The following is a 21,118-nucleotide window of genomic DNA, read 5'->3' on the forward strand; positions in this document are numbered from 1 at the left end:
ACGCGCGAAAAATCGCAGTTTCAAACGGGGTATATCCCCTGTTTATTTTTACATGAATCGAGGTGATGTGTATGGCAAAGGACGGTACCAACCGCGGCGGGGCACGTATCGGTGCAGGACAGAAGAAAAAACCTCTGGCGGATAAGATTTTGGAAGGAAATCCCGGCAGACGAAAGCTCATGGTAATGGAGTTTACGGATGCTGCGGAACTGGAAGGAGAGAGCATGCCGCCACCGAGGGATTATCTTGCTGCAAAGCAGAAGAACGGAAAAACAACACTGGCAGTGGAAATATACGAAAAAACATGGCAGTGGCTTAAGGAACGCAGGTGTGTTCACCTTATCCCTGCGCAGCTTATAGAGCAATATGCCCAGAGTGTGGCGCGGTGGATCCAGTGCGAGGAATGTATCACTGAATTTGGCTTTCTTGCTAAGCATCCGACGACTGGTAATGCCATCCCGTCACCTTATGTGGCTATGAGTCAAAGCTTTATGAAACAGGCCAATAACCTGTGGTATCAAATTTATCAAGTCGTGCGGGAAAACTGTGCTACCGAATACAAGGGGGCTACTCCTCACGATGATGTTATGGAAAAACTCCTGACAGCCAGGAGGGGTGGCTGATGCATAAAACAAATTCAATCTTTCTTAGGGAACTAAGAAAATATAAAGACCATTTAACGAAGCAGCAGTTTAAGACTCTGCGGGGACAAGTATTAAACGGAGATAGTGAGGGTGCTAAAAAGGGTCTTAAGAAAATATTGAACAGGAGAATGCAACATGAACATACAAAAAATATCTGTTGACAAACTTAATCCAGCAGCATACAACCCGCGCAAGGATTTAAAACCTGGCGATAAGGAATATGAAAAGCTGAAACGGTCAATAGAGGAATTTGGCTATGTGGAGCCTGTAATCTGGAACCAAAAGACGGGCAACGTGGTAGGCGGGCATCAACGCTTAAAGGTTTTACTGGACTTAGGACAGACTGAGATAGACTGCGTCGTTATAGATCTTGACCCGCAGAGAGAAAAAGCGCTCAATCTTGCTCTTAATAAGATTCAGGGAGAGTGGGACGAGAATAAACTGGCTGAACTGATGGCTGAGTTGGACGCAGGTGCATTTGATGTTTCGCTCACAGGATTTGACGCTTCTGAAATAGACGAACTGCTCAACCGATGGTACTCCAAAGAGGCGATACAAGACAGCTTTGACATAGATAAAGCGCATGAGGAAATTGTGCAGTGCGAGCCGGTAACGAAGCGGGGCGATATCTGGCTTCTCGGGAATCATCGCTTGATGTGCGGCGACTCTACTAAGGATGAGGATTTTGAGAAGTTGATGGAAGGGTGTCACGCACAGATGGCAGTAACTTCCCCTCCATATGGGGTAGGCAAAGAATATGAAAAGGCCGGGATTGAACCATGGTTCGAGACAGTACGCCCAGTGATTAGAAACCTGTGCAGGTATGCAGATATTGTCTGCTGGAACTTAGGTGATCTCTATGCCACCGGCTCTCAGTTTATTGAACCCACCAGTGTTTACAGCGTGAATATGTTCTTGGACAACGGTTACCGCCCTATCTGGATCCGCATTTGGAAGAAACAAGGGCAAAATTTCGGTGTAGGACCCTATCATCTTGTTTCAAACAAGCCGGTTCAGCAGTATGAGTATATTTCAGCCTTCAGCAATAAAGGAGAAGTTGAGGAATATAACGATCAGGAATATGTGTGGCTTTCAGCCTTTGCGGGACACAGTTATAAATTTGTGAAACGGCTTACAAAGGAAGAACGCAAGAAATGGGGTTATGCTGGGATATGGGAGATGACCACTGTACGGGCAAACAAGGAGCATCCTGCAATGTTCCCTGTGGAGCTTCCATGGCGGTGCATCAAAATGCACAGCGACAAAGGCGGTATTGTGCTTGAGCCGTTCTCTGGTAGCGGAACTACTATAATTGCGGCTGAACAGACCGAGCGTAAATGCTACGCAATGGAGTTATCCCCTGTTTACTGTGATTTAGCTGTTAAGCGCTGGGAGGAATTCACCGGCGAAAAAGCCGTCAAACTGGAGGGTTAAGATTTATGGATATACTGAAAATACCAGCAGAAAAATTAAAACCTTCGAAATATAATCCGCGGAAAGATTTAAAGCCTGGTGACCCTGAATATGAAAAATTACGTCGGTCTATTGAAGAGTTTGGATATGTAGAGCCGGTCATATGGAATAAACGCACCGGGAATATTGTCGGCGGACATCAGCGTTATAAAGTACTTACAGCTTTGGGGTATAAGGAGATCGACTGTGTTGTAGTTGATTTGGATGAACAGCGGGAAAAGGCGCTCAATGTTGCACTGAATAAAATCAGTGGCGAGTTTGATATTCCGCTTTTGACCGATCTGCTTATGGATTTAAATGAAGATGGTTTTGACGTTTCTCTTACCGGGTTTGATGCTGCGGAAATTGATGAGTTGTTCCGTGATAAATCAACCGCTAATGTCAAAGAGGATAATTTCGATACAGAAAAGGCAATTGCAGAGATTAAAATTCCGGTTACCAAAAAGGGCGACCTATGGATGCTTGGCAGCCACCGTCTGATGTGCGGTGATAGCACCATGCTTTCAGATGTGCAAAAGCTGATGGATGGCCAAAAGGCGAGATTTGTTTTCACCGACCCACCCTGGAATGTTGATTACGGTTCAGATACCAGGCATCCGAGCTGGAAGCCAAGACAAATTCTAAATGACAATATGAGCACCGAAGAATTCGGCGCTTTTTTATTGTGCGCTTTTAAATGCATGAAAGAGGTTTCTGAAGCCGGATGCATGACCTATGTAGTAATGAGTGCTCAGGAATGGGGCAGTTTGATGAACGTCATGCGGGAGGCAGGGTATCACTGGTCGAGCACAATTATATGGAAAAAAGACAGCTTGGTACTATCAAGAAAGGACTATCATACCCAGTACGAGCCGATCTGGTATGGTTGGCTTGAAGGAACACGCCTTTGCCCGCTTAAAGACCGTAAACAGTCAGATGTTTGGGAGATACCCCGTCCTAAAGTATCGGAGGAACACCCTACCATGAAGCCGGTATCGCTTGTAGCAAAGGCAATGCTCAATAGTTCCCATATTGGAGATTTATCTCTTGACCTGTTCGGTGGTTCTGGTACGACAATGATTGCGGCGCAGCAGACCGGGCGGGTTTGTTTTATGATGGAGCTTGACCCGAAATACTGCGATGTGATTGTAAAGCGCTATGTTTCACAATTTGGAGCAGATTCAGTATTCTTGGTGTCAGGTAGCGAAAAAATACCTTACGCGGAAACAAAGATTGCTTAAAAATGTCCTTGCTTTCCCCTCAAAACAGAGCGTTAATGTACCCCACCAAAAAGTAAAGGTGGGATTTTTTATGGGAATCAAAAATGTTTTAGCTTATTTGAGGGGAGGTGTATGGCATGAGCAATAACAGCTTTCGCTTTTCACAGAAGATTGTCGGTCAGGAGAGAAAAGCCATTGCCTCGGTCATAGCTGAAGCCCTTGAAGGCCAGGTGCGCTATGCCGGAGCACCGGAGTTTTTGTATGAGATTAAAGACGAAAAATCTGCTGGCAGTTGGACGATTGACAGGGACAGTGTGGTTCACTCACCGAAAATCAGTCTCAATGAAATAAAAACCATCCGTTCAGTTATTGACGCGCTGAATATGGCGGGCTTTTCAGCAGAGGGAACCATGACAATTACTCTTTCGTTGGAGGGCTTTAGCGCGATTAGCCTTGAAAACCTAAATAATATGCTGGCCAGCAAAGAGACATTGATAAAGAAGGCAATGTTGATTGAGGGGGAACTTGTAGTCTTAGCTGAAAATGATGAGATTTCCTTCCCTTTCTGGAACGCGACTTTAAATGCTGATGAAGTGCAGACCTATATAACGCTGGCAAAGCAGATGGCAGAACAGGCAAAATTACAGAAGCGAGTACTACGAAAAGAAAAACCAACAGATAATGAAAAATATGCTTTTCGCTGTTTCCTGCTTAGGTTGGGGTTTATAGGTGATAACTTCAAAACTGAACGCAAGGTGTTACTTTCAAGGCTGTCCGGTAACGGGGCGTATCGGAAAGGCAGAGCAAAGGCGGTGGACGAAAATGAATGATTTTCATAGCACCGCCTTCTTTGTCAAGCATCCGTTTAGAATAGAGGATTTAAAAGTGCCGCATCGGTATGAGACGAGGAAACGATTTGTAGTTGTAAAAACTATCGAGCTATCAAAGATTGATTATGATAACTTCGTTGCCGACCTATGTGTTGATCGCATTTTCATTGAGGAAAATAAAGGGCTTTGTCACGTTAATGAGGATGGAGTGTGGCGTTGCCTGCTGGTTAAGCAGCGGGGACGGTCTGATGGAGTGTTGGTAATGCCGGATGGTAGAGATTACCCAAAGTATGCCGCATATTATCCTGGAGAGGAGGACGAACTATGAGTGCAAGAGGCTTCCCTTCAAAAGAAACAGTCCTTCGCATTAAAGAGCAGTATCCGCCGGGAACACGTGTTGAGCTTATCTGCATGGATGATCCGTATTCTAAGCTGAAACCGGGAGACCAAGGAACAGTATCTTTCGTGGATGATATCGGAACTGTTCATATCAACTGGGACTGCGGTTCTTCTTTGGGTGTAGCCTATGGTATAGATGTGATCAGAAAGCTGTAAATGTACACAATTCAAGATGTGTAAAATTGTTCAAAATCCAGTGAAAACTCACGCAGAATTGCCTTGCTATCCTGTGTTTTCAATGGCCTAATGTACACTGCCAAAGGGCAAAAAACACAGAGAAAGCGAGGAAAAAGCGCAATGCTTACAACGAGATTTGGAATCGAGGTAGAATTTACAGGAATTACAAGGGCGCAGGCGGCAAAGGTCGCCGCCGAGTTTTTGGGCGGGAGGATCGAAAGCGGCAGCGACTACTACAACACGCAGAAAGTTATTGCACCGGATGGACGGATATGGAAATTCATGAGCGACGGGAGCATCCGGACTCAGAAAAAGGAAAGCGGCCGGGTTGCGGCGGCTGGCCGAGAATATAGCGTCGAGTTGGTAAGTCCGATACTGACATACCGCGAAGACATTGAAACCCTGCAGGAATTGGTAAGAAGGCTTCGCAAGGCTGGAGGTTTTGCAAACACAAGCTGTGGGATCCATATCCATATAGACGGTGCAAACCACACTCCGCGAAGCATCCGCAATTTTATCAATATTATCGCCAGCAAGAATGACCTTTTCTATAAAGCATTGCAGATTGAGCCGGACAGGATGCGGTTTTGTAAAAAGATGGATGCGGCACTGGTTGAGAAGATGAATCGGCGTAAGCCCAAAACCATGGCAGCGATTGAGAGCATCTGGTACGAGGGTTACAGCGAAAGCCGAAGCACCCATTACCATAATAGCAGATACCACTTTTTGAACCTGCACAGCTTTTTTAACGGCAATGGGACAATTGAGCTTCGAGGCTTTAACAGCGAACTTCATGCGGGAAAAATTAGAAGCTACATAGTGCTTGCCCTTGCGTTAAACCATCAGGCATTAACCCAAAAATGTGCTTCCAGCAAGAAACCACAGGTTGAAAATGAGAAGTTTGCCATGCGGACATATCTCAACCGCATAGGACTTATTGGTGATGAGTTCAAAAACTGCCGGGAGCATCTTTGCAAACACCTTGATGGTAACGCAGCATGGCGGTTTCGGGCAGCATAGATAGACAAGCGCAGGGGTGGATCTCCGCCTCTGCCTTGGTAAATACAAGGAGGATGATACGATGAGCAAAGAAAAAGGAACCATATATTTAGCATACGGAAGCAATCTGAACTTAAGGCAGATGGCATACCGCTGCCCAACGGCAAAAGTGCTGGGGAGTGCAAAACTCACAGGATACCGGCTGTTATTCAGAGGAGGGAATGGCGGCGCAGTAGCGACAATAGAAAAACAAAAAGGTGAAAGTGTACCGGTAATGCTTTGGAGAATCATGCCTAATGATGAGAAGGTGCTGGACAGATATGAAGGTTATCCGCATCTATACCGGAAAGAAACGGTTAAGGTACGTTTCAAAGGGCAGTGGGTACCCGCAATGGTGTATATCATGAATGAAGGTAGACCTTTGGGAGCACCGGGTCGTTACTATTACGAGGTGATTCGGCAGGGCTATATAGATGCGGGTTTTGATATTTCGTTTCTCAATAAAGCGGTAAGAGATTCAATTTCAGCGGCAGAGAAGTCAGAGGTGTAGGACATGGGTAACGAGAATCTGATAACTGATAAGATTTATCGGCAGATTATGGCCATACGGGACAGCGGTGCCTGCAATATGTTTGACTTGCCAAGAGTACAGGAAGAGGCATATAAAATGGGGTTTTATGAATTAGTAGTATTTCTTAATGAACACAAGAAAGAATATGCCGAGTTTATCCTGACAGGCAAACGATAACGGTTATAACGTAACAAGTTTCATAGAAATCCACTAAGGAGAGGAACTTCATCCATGAGGTTCCTTTTTTCTTGCTCAATTTTAGGAAAGGAGGCGGCAAAGCTGCGGAAGTTAAAACGGTATAAACCAACCAAGTTTATGGCGGAAGGTTCTCGATATGACAAGGAAGCGGCGGATGCCGCTGTTACTTTTATAAACTGCCTGAAGCATACCAAGGGTGAATGGTATGGAATGCCTTTTGAATTAATTGACTGGCAGGAACAGATTGTCCGGGACATATTCGGAATCTTGAAACCTAATGGATACAGGCAGTTTAACACTGCCTATATAGAAATTCCAAAAAAGCAGGGTAAGAGCGAACTTGCAGCGGCAATTGCTTTATACCTTACCTGCGGTGATTTCGAACATGGTGGCGAGGTTTACGGATGTGCATCTGACCGTCAGCAGGCATCCATCGTTTTCGATGTTGCGGTAGATATGGTGGAACAGTGTCCGGCATTAAAATCTCGAATTAAGCCAATGCTGTCACAGAAGCGGCTGGTTTATAAACCGTTAGGCAGTTTTTATCAGGTGCTTTCAGCGGAGGCATATACAAAACATGGCCTAAACGTCCATGGTGTGGTATTTGACGAACTTCATGCTCAGCCAAACAGGGATCTTTATGATGTAATGCTTCACGGATCTGGCGATGCAAGAAAACAACCGCTGTTTTTCCTGATCACAACTGCTGGCACAGACCGCAATTCCATCTGCTGGGAAGTACATCAAAAGGCTGAGGATATTCTTCAAGGGCGTAAGATAGATCCGACTTTCTACCCTGTTATCTACAGCGCAGCCGATACCGATGACTGGACAAGTGAAAAGGTATGGAGAAAGGTTAACCCGTCACTGGGCATTACAGTCGACATCGAAAAATTGAGGGTGGCTTGTGAAAATGCCAAGCAAAATCCTGCAGAGGAAAATTTATTCCGTCAGCTCCGCTTAAATCAGTGGGTGAAACAATCGGTGCGCTGGATGCCAATGGATAAATGGGATAAGTGTGCGTTTCCTGTTGATGCAGAAAAATTGCGCGGCAGAACCTGTTACGGAGGACTTGACCTGTCATCTACTACCGATATTACCGCCTTTGTGCTGGTGTTTCCACCGCTTGATGAATCTGATAAATATCAGATTCTACCTTTTTTCTGGATACCGGAGGAGAATATTGATCAGCGTGTGCGGAGAGATCATGTGCCTTATGATGTCTGGGAGAGGCAAGGCTTTTTATATACCACTGAGGGTAACGTCGTGCATTATGGCTTTATCGAGACCTTTATTGAGGAACTCGGAATGAAATATAACATTAAGGAAATAGCCTTTGACCGCTGGGGCGCAATTCAGATGACGCAAAACCTCGAGGCTTTGGGGTTTACGGTTGTTCCATTCGGTCAGGGTTTCAAGGATATGTCGCCGCCTACAAAAGAGTTGATGAAGCTGACATTGGAAGAACGCATCGCCCATGGTGGTAATCCAATACTGCGGTGGATGATGGACAATATCTATGTCAAAACCGATCCCGCCGGAAACATTAAGCCGGATAAAGAAAAATCCACCGAGAGAATAGATGGTGCGGTAGCGTTAATTATGGCGCTTGACCGCGCGTTAAGGCATGACGGGGATGAACACAACGGATCAATTTATGATGAAAGGGGGCTGTTGATTATATGAGTGTATTTTCCCGTTTGTTCAAAGCAAGGGATAAGCCGAAAAACAGCCTGTTCGGTAATGCATATAGCTTTTTCTTCGGCGGCACATCCAGCGGAAAGACTGTAAATGAGCGGACTGCTATGCAGACAACTGCAGTGTATGCCTGTGTAAGGATACTTGCAGAAGCCATCGCCGGGCTTCCGCTTCATGTGTACCGCTATAAAGAAGACGGTGGCAAAGAAAAAGCGTTGACCCACCCGCTCTATTATTTACTCCATGACGAACCAAACCCTGAGATGACTTCATTCGTGTTCCGAGAAACACTGATGAGTCATCTTCTTTTATGGGGAAATGCTTACGCTCAAATTATTAGGGATGGTTCCGGACGAGTGCTGGCGCTTTATCCACTTTTGCCAAACAAAATGACGGTAGACAGGGCTCCAAACGGAGAACTGTTTTACACTTATCGGCGCGACAGCGATGAGAGTAGGGTTAATCCAAAAGCAGGCCTTATATACCTACGAAGTGATGAGGTTCTTCACATCCCGGGACTCGGTTTTGACGGACTGATCGGATACTCCCCTATTGCTATGGCCAAGAACGCCATAGGCATGGCTATTGCCTGTGAGGAGTATGGTGCATCCTTTTTTGCCAACGGAGCAAATCCGGGTGGCGTTCTGGAACATCCCGGCGTATTAAAGGATCCGGCAAAGGTGCGAGAAAGCTGGAATGCTGTTTATCAAGGAAGTGCCAATGCTCATCGCATTGCAGTTCTGGAAGAGGGAATGAAGTTTCAACCAATCGGCATTCCACCCGAACAGGCACAGTTTTTAGAGACAAGAAAGTTTCAGATAAATGAAATTGCTCGGATATTCCGAGTACCTCCCCATATGGTTGGAGATCTTGAAAAGTCAAGCTTTTCAAACATCGAACAGCAATCTCTGGAATTTGTTAAATACACGCTTGACCCGTGGGTGGTGCGTTGGGAACAGGCTCTCCAAAAAGCGCTGCTTTTACCATCAGAGAAGCGGGCATACTTTGTCAAATTCAATGTAGATGGCCTTCTGCGCGGTGATTATGCAAGCCGCATGAATGGTTATGCTGTAGCTCGACAGAACGGCTGGATGTCTGCTAACGATATCCGCGAGCTTGAGGACATGAACCGGATTCCGGCGGAGTTGGGTGGAGATCTGTATCTTGTTAACGGTAACATGACCAGGCTTGCCGATGCAGGTGCCTTTGCAGGCAAAAACAATGCTAAAACGGAGGGATCAAAAGTTGAACAAATCACAAAAACCAAAACCGGTTCGCCGCTTCTGGAACTGGATACAAAACGATGATGGCAGCCGGACATTATATATTGACGGCCCAATAGCTGAAGAAAGCTGGCTGGGAGACGAAGTAACTCCCAAACAGTTCAAATCAGAGCTGTTGTCCGGAGAGGGTGATATAACGATCTGGATCAACAGCCCTGGCGGAGATATATTTGCAGCTAATCAAATTTACAACATGCTTATGGATTACAAAGGCAAAGTGACGGTAAAGATTGACGGTATTGCAGCCAGCGCCGCTTCGGTCATAGCTATGGCCGGAGGTGACGTCTTTATGTCACCAGTCAGCATGATGATGATTCACAACCCTATGACAATAGCCATCGGTGATACGGAAGAAATGGAGAAAGCTATCGCAATGCTGGAAGAAATAAAGGAATCCATCATCAACGCTTATGAGCTGAAAACCGGACTTTCCAGGGCAAAAATATCGCACTTAATGGATGCAGAAAGCTGGTTTAACGCAAGAAAAGCGGTGGAACTTGGCTTTGCCGATGGAATCTTGTTTATGGAGGATGAATCATTCCCATCCGAATTTGAAGTATCAGGAGGAATGATCTTCAGCAGGCAGGCAGTAACAAATTCCATCCTGCAAAAGCTTAAACCAAAAGAAAAACCAAAAGGAACACCAATTGAGTCGCTTGAAAAGCGGCTTTTTCTACTTTTACCCCACTAAATCTGCGATTTAGCGGGGACCCCAAATAAAACCGTAAGGAGGATTTGATTATGAGCAAAATACTGGAACTGCGTGAAAAACGCGCTAAAGTATGGGAAGCTGCTAAAGCTTTCCTCGACAGCAAACGCGGGAACGACGGACTGCTTTCACCGGAGGATACCGCGACTTATGAAAAAATGGAAGCCGACGTTATTGCGCTGGGCAAAGAAATAGAGCGTCTTGAGCGTCAGGCTGCCATAGATTTGGAACTGTCAAAACCGTTGAATATTCCTATTACAGACAAACCCACTTCCATATCTGGCAACAATGAGAAAACCGGACGTGCCAGCGATGAGTACAGGCAGTCTTTCTGGAACATGATGCGCGGCAGGCGCAAATATGACGTACACAACGCGCTGCAGATTGGAGAGGACACCGAAGGTGGATATCTTGTTCCCGACGACTTTGAGCGTACTCTTGTGGAAGCACTGGAGGAGGAGAATATCTTTAGGCAGATTGCCAATGTTATTACCACGTCCAGCGGTGACAAGAAAATTCCTGTGGTGGCAAGCAAGGGTACTGCATCCTGGGTGGATGAGGAAGGCCAGATTCCCGAAAGCGATGACTCCTTTGCACAGGTATCCATCGGCGCATATAAGCTGGCTACTATGATCAAGGTGTCAGAGGAATTGTTAAACGATAGTGTATTTAACCTTGAACAGTATATAGCCAAAGAATTCGCCCGCCGAATCGGAGCAAAAGAGGAGGAAGCATTTTTTATCGGTGACGGATCTGGCAAGCCAACCGGTATCTTGGCAGATAACGGCGGTGGCGAGATAGGAGTAACTGCGGCGAGTGCAACAGCCATTACCCTTGACGAGATCATGGACTTGTTCTACAGCCTAAAGTCTCCGTACCGCAGGAACGCTGTATTCATTATGAATGATTCGACAATTAAAGCTATAAGGAAGCTCAAAGACAACAACGGTCAGTATCTCTGGCAGCCTTCTGTAACTGCTGGAACACCGGATACTATCCTCAATCGTCCAGTTAAAACTTCTGCATTTATGCCAGCCATTGCCGCCGGAGCAAAAACGATTGTATTCGGCGATTTTTCTTATTACTGGGTGGCAGACCGTCAAGGCAGGGTTTTTAAGCGGCTTAATGAGCTGTATGCTGCGACCGGACAAGTTGGATTCATGGCAACCCAGCGTGTAGATGGCAAGCTGGTACTGTCTGAAGCAGTCAAGATACTGCAGCAGAAATCAGCTTAATTAAAACGGAGGGCTGCGGCATGGAACTTTTGGAGAAGGTTAAAGCAAACCTCATATTGCAACACAGCGAAGATGATGCACTTTTACAAGAGTATATCAAAGCCGCAGTGGCCTATGCAGAAAGTTACCAGAAAAAGCCGGAAGGATATTATGCCGAAAACCCAATGCTGCCTACTACTGAGCAGGCTGTCATTATGCTGTCGAGCCATTTTTATGAAAGCAGGGATGGCTCGACGGCTGGCTTTTTTGGGGATAGTGTGCAGGCTGGACAGCAGGTATGGAATACAGTTAATCTATTGCTGCGGCTCGACCGGGATTGGAAGGTGTAAATATGGGCTTTGGGAAAATGAATACTTTCGTGGACATTATCTCAGTCAAGCCGGTTAAGGATAGTGAGGGTTTTGCTGAAAAAGGTGATGTTATTCTTGCTTCGGTAAGGGCATACAAGGAAGATAGGCATGGCAGTGAAAAATGGGCAAACAGGGCGGCGTTTTCGCAGGCGTCTGCCCTGTTTCGCTTCCGTAAGATACCTAACCTGGAAGTTACCACAGATCTTGTACTCGTTTGCAGCGATGGCAGGTACAACATTATCAGTGTTGAGGACGTAAAAGGACGTGGAATGTATATTGAGGTGCTTGCGGAAAAGGTGAAATCAAGCAAAGCATAAAAGGAGGGGCTGCAACGTGGCTAAGGTGGAAGTTAAAATGCCGGAAGAGTTCTTGCTCAAGTTATCCAGACTTGGAGAAGGAACAGATGAAATCATACCTAAGGTGCTGGAAGCAGGCGGGGAAGTGGTTCTTTCAAAAGTGAAGTCCAATCTTCAGTCAGTTATCGGGAGCGGCACTAAATATCCGTCCAGAGCAACCGGTGAATTGGTAAATGCTTTGGGGCTCTCTCCTGCCAAACAGGACAGGAATGGAAACCACAACATAAAAATCGGCTTTACTGAACCAAGGAAAGATGGGGAAAGCAATGCGAAGATCGCTAATATTATTGAGTATGGCAAGTCCGGGCAGCCTCCAAGGCCCTTTTTGAAACCGGCAAAATCAGCTACAAGGAAGTCCTGCATCGAAGTAATGAAGTCAAGACTGGAACAGGAGCTGGGTCGTATATGAGCATATTGTCAGAATTAAACTCGTTATTAGATGGTTTGGGTATCCCCATTGAAACCGGGGTATTTAGCGGTGTACCGCCAGATGAGTACCTTGTCATTACTCCGATGACAGATACATTTGAGGTTTTTGCAGACAACCGGCCTCAGGTAGAAACCCAGGAGGTAAGATTGTCTTTATTTATAAAGGGAAACTACACTGCCCGTAAAAACGAAATAGTGAACACATTGCTCCAAGCAGGCTTTACCATTACCGACAGGCGGTATATAGGCCATGAGGACGATACCGGCTATCACCATTATGCCATCGACGTGGCGAAAGAATACGAGATAGAGGAGGAATGAGAGGCATGGCGACAATCGGACTGGACAGGTTGTATTACGCCAAAATAACAGAGAATGAAAACGGGGAAGAAACCTACGATACACCTGTTCCGCTGGCTAAGGCGATTACGGCGGAGCTTTCGGTGGAACTGGCCGAGGCGACACTTTATGCCGACGACGGAGCGGCAGAAGTGGTCAAAGAATTTCAAAGCGGCACACTGACTCTTGGTGTTGCAGATATCGGAGTAGACGCTGCTGAGGTTTTGACGGGAGCCACCCTTGACGACAACAAGGTGCTGATTTCCGCCAGCGAGGATGGGGGTGCTCCGGTGGCTATCGGGTTCAGGGCAAAGAAAGCCAACGGCAAGTACCGGTATTTTTGGTTGTACCGCGTAAAATTCGGTATTCCGGCAACAAATCTGCAGACGAAGGGCGACAGCATTACCTTTTCGACACCCACCATTGAAGGGACAGTCATGAGACGTAACAAACCAGATGGCCAGGGAAAGCACCCTTGGAAGGCGGAGGTCAGCGAAGACGATCCCGGTGTATCGCCTGAAACTATTACCGGTTGGTATACGGAAGTTTATGAGCCGGTATTTGCTGTGGGAGGAGGTAGCGAATAATGCAGGATAATGACAGAAGCGCAATTATCAAAATAGGCGATGAAGAATATCAGCTTATTCTAACCACTAAAGCGACAAAGGAGATTGCAAAAAGGTACGGCGGTCTTGAAAACCTCGGCACGAAACTGATGAAAACCGAGAACTTCGAGATGGCTCTTGACGAAGTGGTATGGCTGATTACACTGCTGGCTAACCAGAGCATTTTGATACACAACCTTAAAAATCAGGATAAGCGTGAACTCCTGACTGAAGAGACAGTGGAACTTCTCACATCTCCTTTGGAACTGGCAGCATATAAAGACGCTATCATGGAAGCAATGTTCAAGGGTACCAAAAGAAACGTTGAAAGTGAGGATGACTTAAAAAACACACCGGCCGAGTGAGCGATGAGGAATTGTTCACTCGGCTTCTATATTACGGTACTGTCCAGCTCAACCGTTCAGAGGATGAAGTATGGCTAATGCCTATTGGGTACCTGCTTGATTTATGGGAGTGCCATAGACAGTTTTTAGGACTGTCTAAACCGAAGCGCATGCTGACCATTGATGATGTGATACCTTATGGAATATAAGCAGCAAAAAAGCAGGGTGGCTGTAATCCCTGCTTTAAAAAGCTGCTTTTATTCCATTTGCAAAAACTCTGCCGCTGTTACGATCTTTGGGTTTGTTATGCCGGATTCAAGGAAATCCCTGTCTCCGGTTACAAGCACGTCAGCTTTTGCCGCAATGGCCGCCCTGAGTATTGGCCTGTCGGATGCGTCCCGGACAAGCGCCTCATCCGACACGTCAACTGCGGGAGTTGGAACAACTTCAAGAACAGTAAGCGCAATCGCCAAAAAGCGTTCAAGCGCCTGGATCTTATGGGGGAATTTCCGGTTGTATACCCGGCGAAGCTCATCGATGTTTTGATCGCAAACCATACCATGGTTGGGGTGTGTTACAGCTTTAATGTACGCCTGATAAGGCGTTCCTTCGCAGCTCAAGGAAGCGGAGATCAGGATGTTGGTGTCAATTAACACTCTCATAGACCTTCAATCTCCGCGCGGACGTCCTTCACCAGATCCATAACATCGTCATCATTGCGGATCCCGGCTTTTTCCGCTTCGCCCTCCATTTCTTTCTGTAGCATTTTCATGGCGTAGACAGCGGAGTTCATAAGGATAACCCGGTCTTCCTCGCAAATGAGGGTGACGCGGTCTCCGGTGGAAAGGCGAAGTTTGGAGCGGATATCTTTTGGCAGCGTGATCTGGCCTTTTGCCATTACCTTTGCATTATCAACTATGGGAACGTTCATGCTAAGTCCTCCTTTTTAGGATTTGAAAAGCAGGAAATTCCCTACTTTCCCTACTATTAGTATATGCCAAACCGCATTGAAATACAATAGCCTTTTATAATTTTTTAATTTTTACTCGAAAGGAGGCGGTTATGTGGCAGACAATTTTGGCTTGAAGATCGGGATTGAAGGCGAAAAGGAATTTAAAAACGCCATTCGTGAGATCAACCAAAGTTTTAAGGTACTGGGTAGCGAAATGAACCTGGTCGCATCTCAGTTCGACAAGCAGGATAAGTCAGTTGAAGCTGTTACTGCAAGAAACAAGGTGCTTAACAAAGAGATCGAATTGCAGAAAGAAAAAATAGCTACTTTGGAGAAAGCCCTTGCCAATGCCGCCTCATCTTTCGGAGAAACCGACAAGCGGACGCAGTCCTGGCAGATACAGCTCAACAACGCCAAAGCCGAGCTGAACAAAATGGAGCGCGAGCTGGAAGCGAACAACAAAGCGCTGGACAATGCGGGAAAAGAGTTTGACGAAGCGGAAAAACAGGCGGACGAATTTGGCAGAGAAATTAAAAAGGCCGCGGATCAGGCGGATGACGCAGGCGGGCGCTTTGAAAAACTGGGAGGTGTATTGAAAGGTATCGGTGTGGCCATGGGAGCAGCCCTGGCCGCTATTGGTACAGCAGCGGTCGGTGCGGGAAAAGCTCTTGTGGATATGTCGGTAAATTCGGCGGCCTATGCCGATGAAATCCTTACCGCCTCGACCGTAACCGGCATGTCCACCGACAGCCTGCAGGCGTATAAATACGCCGCGGAGCTTGTGGATGTCTCCTTAGATACTTTAACCGGCAGCATGGCAAGGAACGTCAGATCCATGTCTTCCGCAAGAAAAGGCACCGGCGAGATCGCAGACGCTTACCGGAGGCTCGGTATTTCGGTAACTGACGCAAACGGCAATCTGCGCGACAGCGAAACGGTATACTGGGAAACCATAGACGCACTTGGTAAGGTGTCAAACGAAACCGAGCGCGACGCGCTGGCCATGCAGATTTTCGGAAAATCAGCCCAAGAACTGAACCCCTTGATCGCACAGGGTTCGGCAGGGATAGCGGAGCTGACCGAGGAAGCAAAACGTATGGGCGCGGTTATGAGCGAGGATTCGCTGAACGCTCTCGGCAAATTCGATGACAGCATCCAACGGCTCAAAGCAGGCAGCGCAGCAGCCAAGAACATGCTGGGTACCGTGCTGCTTCCCCAGCTTCAGATATTGGCCGATGACGGAGTTACGCTTCTTGGGGAATTTACTCGTGGATTATCTGAAGCGGGCGGCGACTGGACGAAGATAAGCGAAGTCATAGGCAATACGATGGGAAGCCTTGTGAGTATGATGATGGAGAACTTGCCCAACCTCATTCAGGTAGGCTTGGATATCGTCACCTCCATCGGCGGTGCAATAGTGGAGAACCTTCCCGTCATTATCGACGCGGCGGTTCAGATTGTTATGACCCTATTGCAGACGTTGATCGACGCACTGCCGCAGATAACAGAAGGCGCTTTGCAGCTTGTCATGGCGCTGGTGCAGGGCATAATCGATAATCTTCCTGCTTTGGTGGAAGCCGCGGTGCAGATGATTGTTACGCTGGCGTCCGGCATCGGAGAGGCGCTTCCGGAGCTGATACCCGCTGTTGTTGAAGCCGTCATCCTTATTGCCGAGGTTCTTCTTGACAATATGGATAAAATCCTTGACGCGGCGTTTCAGATCATACAGGGGTTGGCACAGGGCCTTTTGAATGCCCTGCCGAAACTCATTGAGGCGCTGCCGAGGATTATTGCGTCAATCATTGATTTCGTGACGAACAATATGCCGAAGATCATAGAATTAGGAATTACGCTTATCGTACAACTCGCTGTCGGGCTTGTGAAAGCCATTCCCGAACTAGTAAAGTCTTTACCTCAGATTGTTGCGGCTATTATTGAAGGTTTGGGTAAGGCGGTTGTTTCGGTAGTTGAGATCGGTAAGAACATTGTAAAAGGCATCTGGGAAGGTATTAAGAGCCTTGGAAGCTGGCTGTGGGACAAGGTCAGCGGCTTTTTCTCCGGAATTGTCGACGGAGTGAAAAATTTCCTTGGCATCCGCTCACCGTCCACTGTTTTTGAAGGTATCGGCGGCAATATGGCATTAGGTATTGGCGAGGGATTCGATAAGGCTATGGCCAGAGTGGCCGACGATATGCAAAATGCAGTGCCGACGGACTTTAATGTTTCCCCTGACATTAATGTAAGTGGACGAGGTGGATTTAACGGTTTAGCTTCTGGGCCGCTTGTTGTGGTGCAGCAGATGATTGTTCGTGGTGAAGAAGACATCCGCAGGATTTCACAGGAGTTATATAACCTGATGCAGACAGGTTCAAGGGCGCAGGGACGTTTTATAACAGCGTAATGGAGGGAAGCATATGGGATTTATCTACAATGGAATATCGTCACAAAGTATGAAAATACGAGCAAGACTTACCAAATGGCAGGTTTCCCCTGCCCTGCGTAATTCCTTTGAAACTGTGCCGGGCAAAGCAGGTATTGCAGATTTTGGCTGCGATATATCAGAACGAAACATAATAATTAGCTGTAGTGTGCTTCCCCAGCGCAGTTTTGCTGAGCTTGTATCGGTTCTTGATAATGTTGCTGAATGGTTAAATCCGGAAAACGGGCTTAAACAACTTGTTCTAGATGATTTGCCCGACCGATATTTCATGGCTCGCTTATCAGAAGCGGTTGACTGTGAGCGGTTACTGCGGACAGCGGGCAGCTTTGAACTTCGGTTTGTTTGTCCCGACCCGTATGTTTATGCGTTGGAAGATGAGATATTTGTTCTTTCTGAAACAGGTCTGCATGAGTTGGAGAGAGTTAAAGGAAATGCGGATTCCAATCCGGTTTATCTCTTGAAGGGTTTGATATCAACGTCCTCATCAGGCTATATTTCGCTTATTACAAACGGTGAGAAAATGCGAATTGTTGGCTCATTATCTGAAGGTGAAACTCTGATTGTCGACTCCGGCATGGTAACAGCTAAGGTTATTGATGAAACAGGCGGAACCTTGAGAAATGGCCTTCCAAGCTTGCAGGATCTGAATTTTCCAATTCTCAGGAAAGGTGTTAATCATATTGAGATTGCCGCAGAAAACGCGACCTTTACTGAGTTAAAAATACAGGCAAAAAGCAGATGGAGGTGATAACATGGCGATAAAATCAATCCTGACAAACCAAGAGGATTTTACCGGTGAGTTTCCTGTAACATCAAGGACGTCTGCTTTATGGCGATTTAATGAAAAAACACCAGACGAAAATCTTCAGCTTATAGACTCATCGGGACATGGCAGACATTTTACCATCTCCGGCTGGTCAGGGACATCGGCAAACCTTATTGCTGGAAGATTCGGAAGATACTTCAGGCAAAATATTGTTAATCCGACTTCTGAAAAGACCCATCTTATAGCAGAAAATGATGGGAGTTTCTTTAGCAATCTGGGCGAAAAGATTGTTGTAGGCGGTTGGATTAATCCTACCACCTATTCGGTTGGCCAGACATATATACCCATATTCAATACCCGCCAAGGACCCGGTCAGCCAATTTTTTATGTTTCACTTTATCAAGGGAGACTTAGGCTTATGTTGTATAACTCCTCCGGCACACTAATCTACGACCAGAGTGAAACAGCTACCATTACCTTGAAAAACGGCGGCTGGTATTTTATCGCCTCCATCATTGAAGTAAACAACAAAATGGTACAGAACATCATATGCGATCGCAGCGACGGGGCAACCTGGGTGTCACCTGTGCGTTCCTTTTCGGGAGAGCTGAATCGGGAATGTATAGCAGACATTATTATGGGGATGCATGCAAATACCTACTACTATGCCGGAGGCTTCGACGACTGGTTTCTGGAAACGGACTCACAGCTTACAGCTGATGATTTGCTGTTATATTTTAAGTCGTCTTTACATGCAAACGGTGGGGATGCGTCTTCGGATGTAGATGCTTTGGCAGAGCCTGGCGCAGTCACCCTTAAAGCAACAGATGGCGAGTATCCTGCAAGTGGCGTACTTTATACAAGGGCGGTTCCACGTGCATTATCGGGCAGCGGTCGTGTAGCTGTGACAAGCGAATATACTGCAGGTGTTACTTCAGTGTCTCTAGTAGAGACCAGCACAAGCGATGATCTTGAAGAATGGTCTGCATGGCAGGCTGTGGGAACCAGCGGTGAACTTCAATCGCCAAATCGGCAATATATAAGGTTCCGTGTTACCCTTACCAGCAGCGATCCGTTGAGGACGCCAAAACTTCTGGAAATACAGCTTCATGATATACCGAAAGCGCCCTATGAGAAATTAGGCTTTGCCCGTCCTGTGATTTTGGACAAAAACGGAGCATGGGAAGCTGTTCTTGAAAATGCCTTTGATATCATTGTCACTGGTGAGGTGAACGGCGCGGATACGCTGGAATTCAAGCTTCCGTTCCATGATCCAAAAAGAAGCACACAGGAAAATGAAAAACAAGTGCAAATCGTAAATGACATTTACCGGATCCGAACCTTAACGGACAATAAAAGCGAAGATGGGCGTGTTATTACGCAAGTATATGCTGAAGCGGTGTTTTATGATCTGTCTTTCAGTGCGGAAAAAGAACCTAGAGAATTCAATGCAGATACTGCAGATGTTCCGATGCAATATGCACTTTTGGGTACAGGCTGGACAGTAGGAAATGTTACAGTCACTACGAAACGGACATGGCAGTGTACAGAAAAAAATGCCTTATCCATCCTTCGCGCCGTACAGAATATTTATGGCGGCGATCTGGTGTTTGACAGCGCCAACCGCCAGGTACACCTTTTGACTTTTAGTGGTACTGATAGCGGAGCGCTTTTTTCATATAGAAAGAATTTGAAAAGTATTCAGCGGGTAGTCGATACACGCGAATTAGTGACAAGGCTCTATGCTTATGGAAAGGACGGATTGACCTTCGCTTCGATTAACGGAGGTAAGGCATACGTGGAAGATTACACTTTTTCCAGTGAAGTGAGGGTGTCGACGCTTGATTGTTCGTCGTTTACAAATCCGTATCAGATGTTGGAATATGCAAAAATGCGGCTTGCAGAATATTCGAAGCCTCGCGTCTCTTATGTACTGTCTGCAATGGATTTATCTGCGCTAACCGGTTATGAGCACGAAGCATGGAAACTGGGTGATATTGTAACGGTAGACGATAAGGAACTAGGCCTTTTGGTAAAGACACGTGTTGTGCGTAGGCAGTATAACTTGCAGGAGCCATGGAAAACAGTGATTGAGCTTTCAACTAAACTGCGGGAACTTGGCGATTCTTCAGCACAGTGGGACAAGGCAGCAGATGCGCTGTCCTCAGCAGAGTTGGTAAACCGTCAGGACATTAAAGATATGGTACCATTCAACCATCTGCGCAATTCCAGAGCGGATGATGGTTTTGCCTACTGGGTCAATTCCGGATTTGAAGTGGATACTGAGAATGGTGTTTCGGGAACTGCTTCCTTCAAGGCTGTTGGTGTACCTGGTATGACAAAGAGTCTGTCACAGACGGTATACCCAGCAACACGTAAAAGTTATACATTTTCAGCGCAGATTGCTTCCGAAAACCTTGAAAAGGGCGAAAACGGCCAAGTTGGTGTTGAGATAGTCATTGAATACGAGGACGGTACAACAGAAACAAGATTTATAGACCTGATTTGAGGGTGATGATATGGCATATTTCAATCAGATTGCACACAGTATTTCTCCCAAAAGTATCAGCAGAGTCAAATCTATCACCATCAGGCTGTGCGTCACTGACTGCACCGGCACAGTGTACTTTACAGACTTATTGCTTCAGGGCGGTTCGGTTTCCACTGGATGGATCGGGCATGTATGCGAAATTCAGTGGACATTGGACGGATAAATAGGAGCAGGAGGTATTAATATGGTATAATTTGTTTGATTTATATTTTTGAAAGGATGTGCCGAAGTTGGATAATAATAAAATTAAACAGTTTCCAATAACATATTCACAACGCCGAAAAAACTCCCTTGGACCATTGCATGTAGAATGTCAAATCTCTGGGAGGTATTTAAAGTTTTACAAAAACACATCGATGTTACAAGGTGGCGAATTCATTACTCTGGATGTAATGGCGACGCCTACTGAAGATGGGAAAGCATCAAAAAAGATATGTCAAATGATTGTAACGAGAGAAGATTTAATAGAAGCTTTAAATAATATAACTCCTAAAGAATAAGGCATTGTAAAAAATTAATCCAGTTTTGTTATAAGAGATCGCATCAGCGGTCTTTTTTATTTTATCTGGAG

The 21,118-nt window shown here is 46.2% G+C and carries 27 protein-coding genes; 25 read left to right on the forward strand and 2 right to left on the reverse strand.

The features are described from left to right. Nucleotides 1–71: 71 nt before the first annotated feature. The 20 genes from AN619_RS08805 to AN619_RS08900 all read left to right on the forward strand — a co-directional run bounded on the left by AN619_RS08805 (nt 72) and on the right by AN619_RS08900 (nt 13,859). Complete coding sequence (locus AN619_RS08805) at nt 72–623, forward strand: P27 family phage terminase small subunit (protein WP_003515999.1); 552 nt, start codon at nt 72–74, stop codon at nt 621–623. Beyond that, the gene (locus AN619_RS08810) at nt 623–805 is read left to right on the forward strand and encodes a hypothetical protein (RefSeq protein ID WP_068556357.1); all 183 of its coding nucleotides are present in this window, start codon (nt 623–625) and stop codon (nt 803–805) included. Before AN619_RS08805 ends, AN619_RS08810 begins: the two co-directional genes overlap by 1 nt. Further along, nucleotides 780–2,078 carry a site-specific DNA-methyltransferase gene (locus tag AN619_RS08815; RefSeq protein WP_068556358.1) on the forward strand — a complete coding sequence of 433 codons (1,299 nt, stop codon included), beginning with the start codon at nt 780–782 and terminating at the stop codon, nt 2,076–2,078. Before AN619_RS08810 ends, AN619_RS08815 begins: the two co-directional genes overlap by 26 nt. Nucleotides 2,079–2,083: 5 nt before the next feature. Then, a complete protein-coding gene (locus tag AN619_RS08820) occupies nt 2,084–3,337 on the forward strand; it encodes a site-specific DNA-methyltransferase (RefSeq protein WP_068556359.1) in 1,254 nt (417 codons plus the stop codon). A 116-nt stretch (nt 3,338–3,453) separates the two neighbouring features. Continuing rightward, nucleotides 3,454–4,146 (forward strand): virulence factor, encoded by a 693-nt coding sequence (locus tag AN619_RS08825; RefSeq protein ID WP_068556360.1) that lies wholly within the window; start codon nt 3,454–3,456, stop codon nt 4,144–4,146. After that, nucleotides 4,139–4,474, forward strand: a complete 336-nt coding sequence (locus tag AN619_RS08830) for a DUF6329 domain-containing protein (RefSeq protein WP_023062550.1) — start codon at nt 4,139–4,141, stop codon at nt 4,472–4,474. The genes AN619_RS08825 and AN619_RS08830 overlap by 8 nt, the downstream gene beginning before the upstream one ends. Beyond that, nucleotides 4,471–4,701 carry a DUF4314 domain-containing protein gene (locus AN619_RS08835; RefSeq protein WP_013782362.1) on the forward strand — a complete coding sequence of 77 codons (231 nt, stop codon included), beginning with the start codon at nt 4,471–4,473 and terminating at the stop codon, nt 4,699–4,701. Before AN619_RS08830 ends, AN619_RS08835 begins: the two co-directional genes overlap by 4 nt. 141 nt (nt 4,702–4,842) lie before the next feature. Further along, entirely contained in the window at nt 4,843–5,742 is a 900-nt protein-coding gene (locus AN619_RS08840) for an amidoligase family protein (RefSeq protein ID WP_068556361.1), read from the forward strand. Between the two features lie 61 nt (nt 5,743–5,803). Further along, on the forward strand, nt 5,804–6,271 hold the full coding sequence (locus AN619_RS08845; protein ID WP_068556362.1) for a gamma-glutamylcyclotransferase family protein: 468 nt from the start codon (nt 5,804–5,806) through the stop codon (nt 6,269–6,271). Between the two features lie 3 nt (nt 6,272–6,274). Next, nucleotides 6,275–6,469: a DUF5049 domain-containing protein gene (locus AN619_RS08850; RefSeq protein ID WP_004400074.1), complete on the forward strand. Its 195-nt coding sequence runs from the start codon at nt 6,275–6,277 to the stop codon at nt 6,467–6,469. Nucleotides 6,470–6,523: 54 nt separating this feature from the next. Then, entirely contained in the window at nt 6,524–8,176 is a 1,653-nt protein-coding gene (locus AN619_RS08855) for a terminase large subunit (protein WP_068556363.1), read from the forward strand. Further along, a complete protein-coding gene (locus AN619_RS08860) occupies nt 8,173–9,495 on the forward strand; it encodes a phage portal protein (protein WP_068556364.1) in 1,323 nt (440 codons plus the stop codon). Before AN619_RS08855 ends, AN619_RS08860 begins: the two co-directional genes overlap by 4 nt. Further along, a complete protein-coding gene (locus AN619_RS08865) occupies nt 9,434–10,162 on the forward strand; it encodes a head maturation protease, ClpP-related (protein ID WP_008409538.1) in 729 nt (242 codons plus the stop codon). The genes AN619_RS08860 and AN619_RS08865 overlap by 62 nt, the downstream gene beginning before the upstream one ends. A gap of 50 nt (nt 10,163–10,212) precedes the next feature. Further along, complete coding sequence (locus AN619_RS08870) at nt 10,213–11,415, forward strand: phage major capsid protein (RefSeq protein ID WP_013297316.1); 1,203 nt, start codon at nt 10,213–10,215, stop codon at nt 11,413–11,415. A gap of 20 nt (nt 11,416–11,435) precedes the next feature. After that, a complete protein-coding gene (locus AN619_RS08875) occupies nt 11,436–11,744 on the forward strand; it encodes a head-tail connector protein (protein WP_046499149.1) in 309 nt (102 codons plus the stop codon). A gap of 2 nt (nt 11,745–11,746) precedes the next feature. After that, nucleotides 11,747–12,082 (forward strand): head-tail adaptor protein, encoded by a 336-nt coding sequence (locus AN619_RS08880; RefSeq protein ID WP_068556365.1) that lies wholly within the window; start codon nt 11,747–11,749, stop codon nt 12,080–12,082. 16 nt (nt 12,083–12,098) lie between these two features. Beyond that, entirely contained in the window at nt 12,099–12,530 is a 432-nt protein-coding gene (locus AN619_RS08885) for an HK97 gp10 family phage protein (RefSeq protein ID WP_068556366.1), read from the forward strand. Next, nucleotides 12,527–12,871 carry a hypothetical protein gene (locus AN619_RS08890; RefSeq protein WP_068556367.1) on the forward strand — a complete coding sequence of 115 codons (345 nt, stop codon included), beginning with the start codon at nt 12,527–12,529 and terminating at the stop codon, nt 12,869–12,871. Before AN619_RS08885 ends, AN619_RS08890 begins: the two co-directional genes overlap by 4 nt. A gap of 5 nt (nt 12,872–12,876) precedes the next feature. Next, nucleotides 12,877–13,476 (forward strand): major tail protein, encoded by a 600-nt coding sequence (locus AN619_RS08895; protein WP_013782353.1) that lies wholly within the window; start codon nt 12,877–12,879, stop codon nt 13,474–13,476. Next, nucleotides 13,476–13,859: a hypothetical protein gene (locus tag AN619_RS08900; protein WP_003516030.1), complete on the forward strand. Its 384-nt coding sequence runs from the start codon at nt 13,476–13,478 to the stop codon at nt 13,857–13,859. Before AN619_RS08895 ends, AN619_RS08900 begins: the two co-directional genes overlap by 1 nt. 236 nt (nt 13,860–14,095) lie before the next feature. Here the strand turns inward: AN619_RS08900 and AN619_RS08905 are convergent, their stop codons facing one another. Together AN619_RS08905 and AN619_RS08910 are read right to left on the reverse strand one after the other, a co-directional pair. Further along, nucleotides 14,096–14,500 (reverse strand): putative toxin-antitoxin system toxin component, PIN family, encoded by a 405-nt coding sequence (locus AN619_RS08905; RefSeq protein WP_004463999.1) that lies wholly within the window; start codon nt 14,498–14,500, stop codon nt 14,096–14,098. Beyond that, complete coding sequence (locus AN619_RS08910; protein WP_004463997.1) at nt 14,497–14,769, reverse strand: AbrB/MazE/SpoVT family DNA-binding domain-containing protein; 273 nt, start codon at nt 14,767–14,769, stop codon at nt 14,497–14,499. Before AN619_RS08910 ends, AN619_RS08905 begins: the two co-directional genes overlap by 4 nt. 133 nt (nt 14,770–14,902) lie before the next feature. Between AN619_RS08910 and AN619_RS08915 the strand changes: the two genes are divergently transcribed. The 5 genes from AN619_RS08915 to AN619_RS08930 all read left to right on the forward strand — a co-directional run bounded on the left by AN619_RS08915 (nt 14,903) and on the right by AN619_RS08930 (nt 21,047). Further along, nucleotides 14,903–17,191, forward strand: coding sequence for a phage tail protein (locus tag AN619_RS08915; RefSeq protein WP_068556368.1), 2,289 nt, complete (start codon nt 14,903–14,905; stop codon nt 17,189–17,191). A 13-nt stretch (nt 17,192–17,204) separates the two neighbouring features. Further along, on the forward strand, nt 17,205–17,978 hold the full coding sequence (locus AN619_RS08920; protein ID WP_068556369.1) for a distal tail protein Dit: 774 nt from the start codon (nt 17,205–17,207) through the stop codon (nt 17,976–17,978). Nucleotides 17,979–17,982: 4 nt separating this feature from the next. Next, on the forward strand, nt 17,983–20,505 hold the full coding sequence (locus AN619_RS08925) for a phage tail spike protein (RefSeq protein WP_068556370.1): 2,523 nt from the start codon (nt 17,983–17,985) through the stop codon (nt 20,503–20,505). Nucleotides 20,506–20,515: 10 nt separating this feature from the next. Beyond that, complete coding sequence (locus tag AN619_RS15620; protein ID WP_003520677.1) at nt 20,516–20,710, forward strand: hypothetical protein; 195 nt, start codon at nt 20,516–20,518, stop codon at nt 20,708–20,710. Nucleotides 20,711–20,777: 67 nt separating this feature from the next. After that, nucleotides 20,778–21,047 carry a hypothetical protein gene (locus tag AN619_RS08930; RefSeq protein WP_004400089.1) on the forward strand — a complete coding sequence of 90 codons (270 nt, stop codon included), beginning with the start codon at nt 20,778–20,780 and terminating at the stop codon, nt 21,045–21,047. Nucleotides 21,048–21,118 lie beyond the last annotated feature (71 nt).

Source organism: Thermotalea metallivorans, assembly GCF_001562415.1.
GTDB lineage: Bacteria > Bacillota > Clostridia > Peptostreptococcales > Thermotaleaceae > Thermotalea > Thermotalea metallivorans.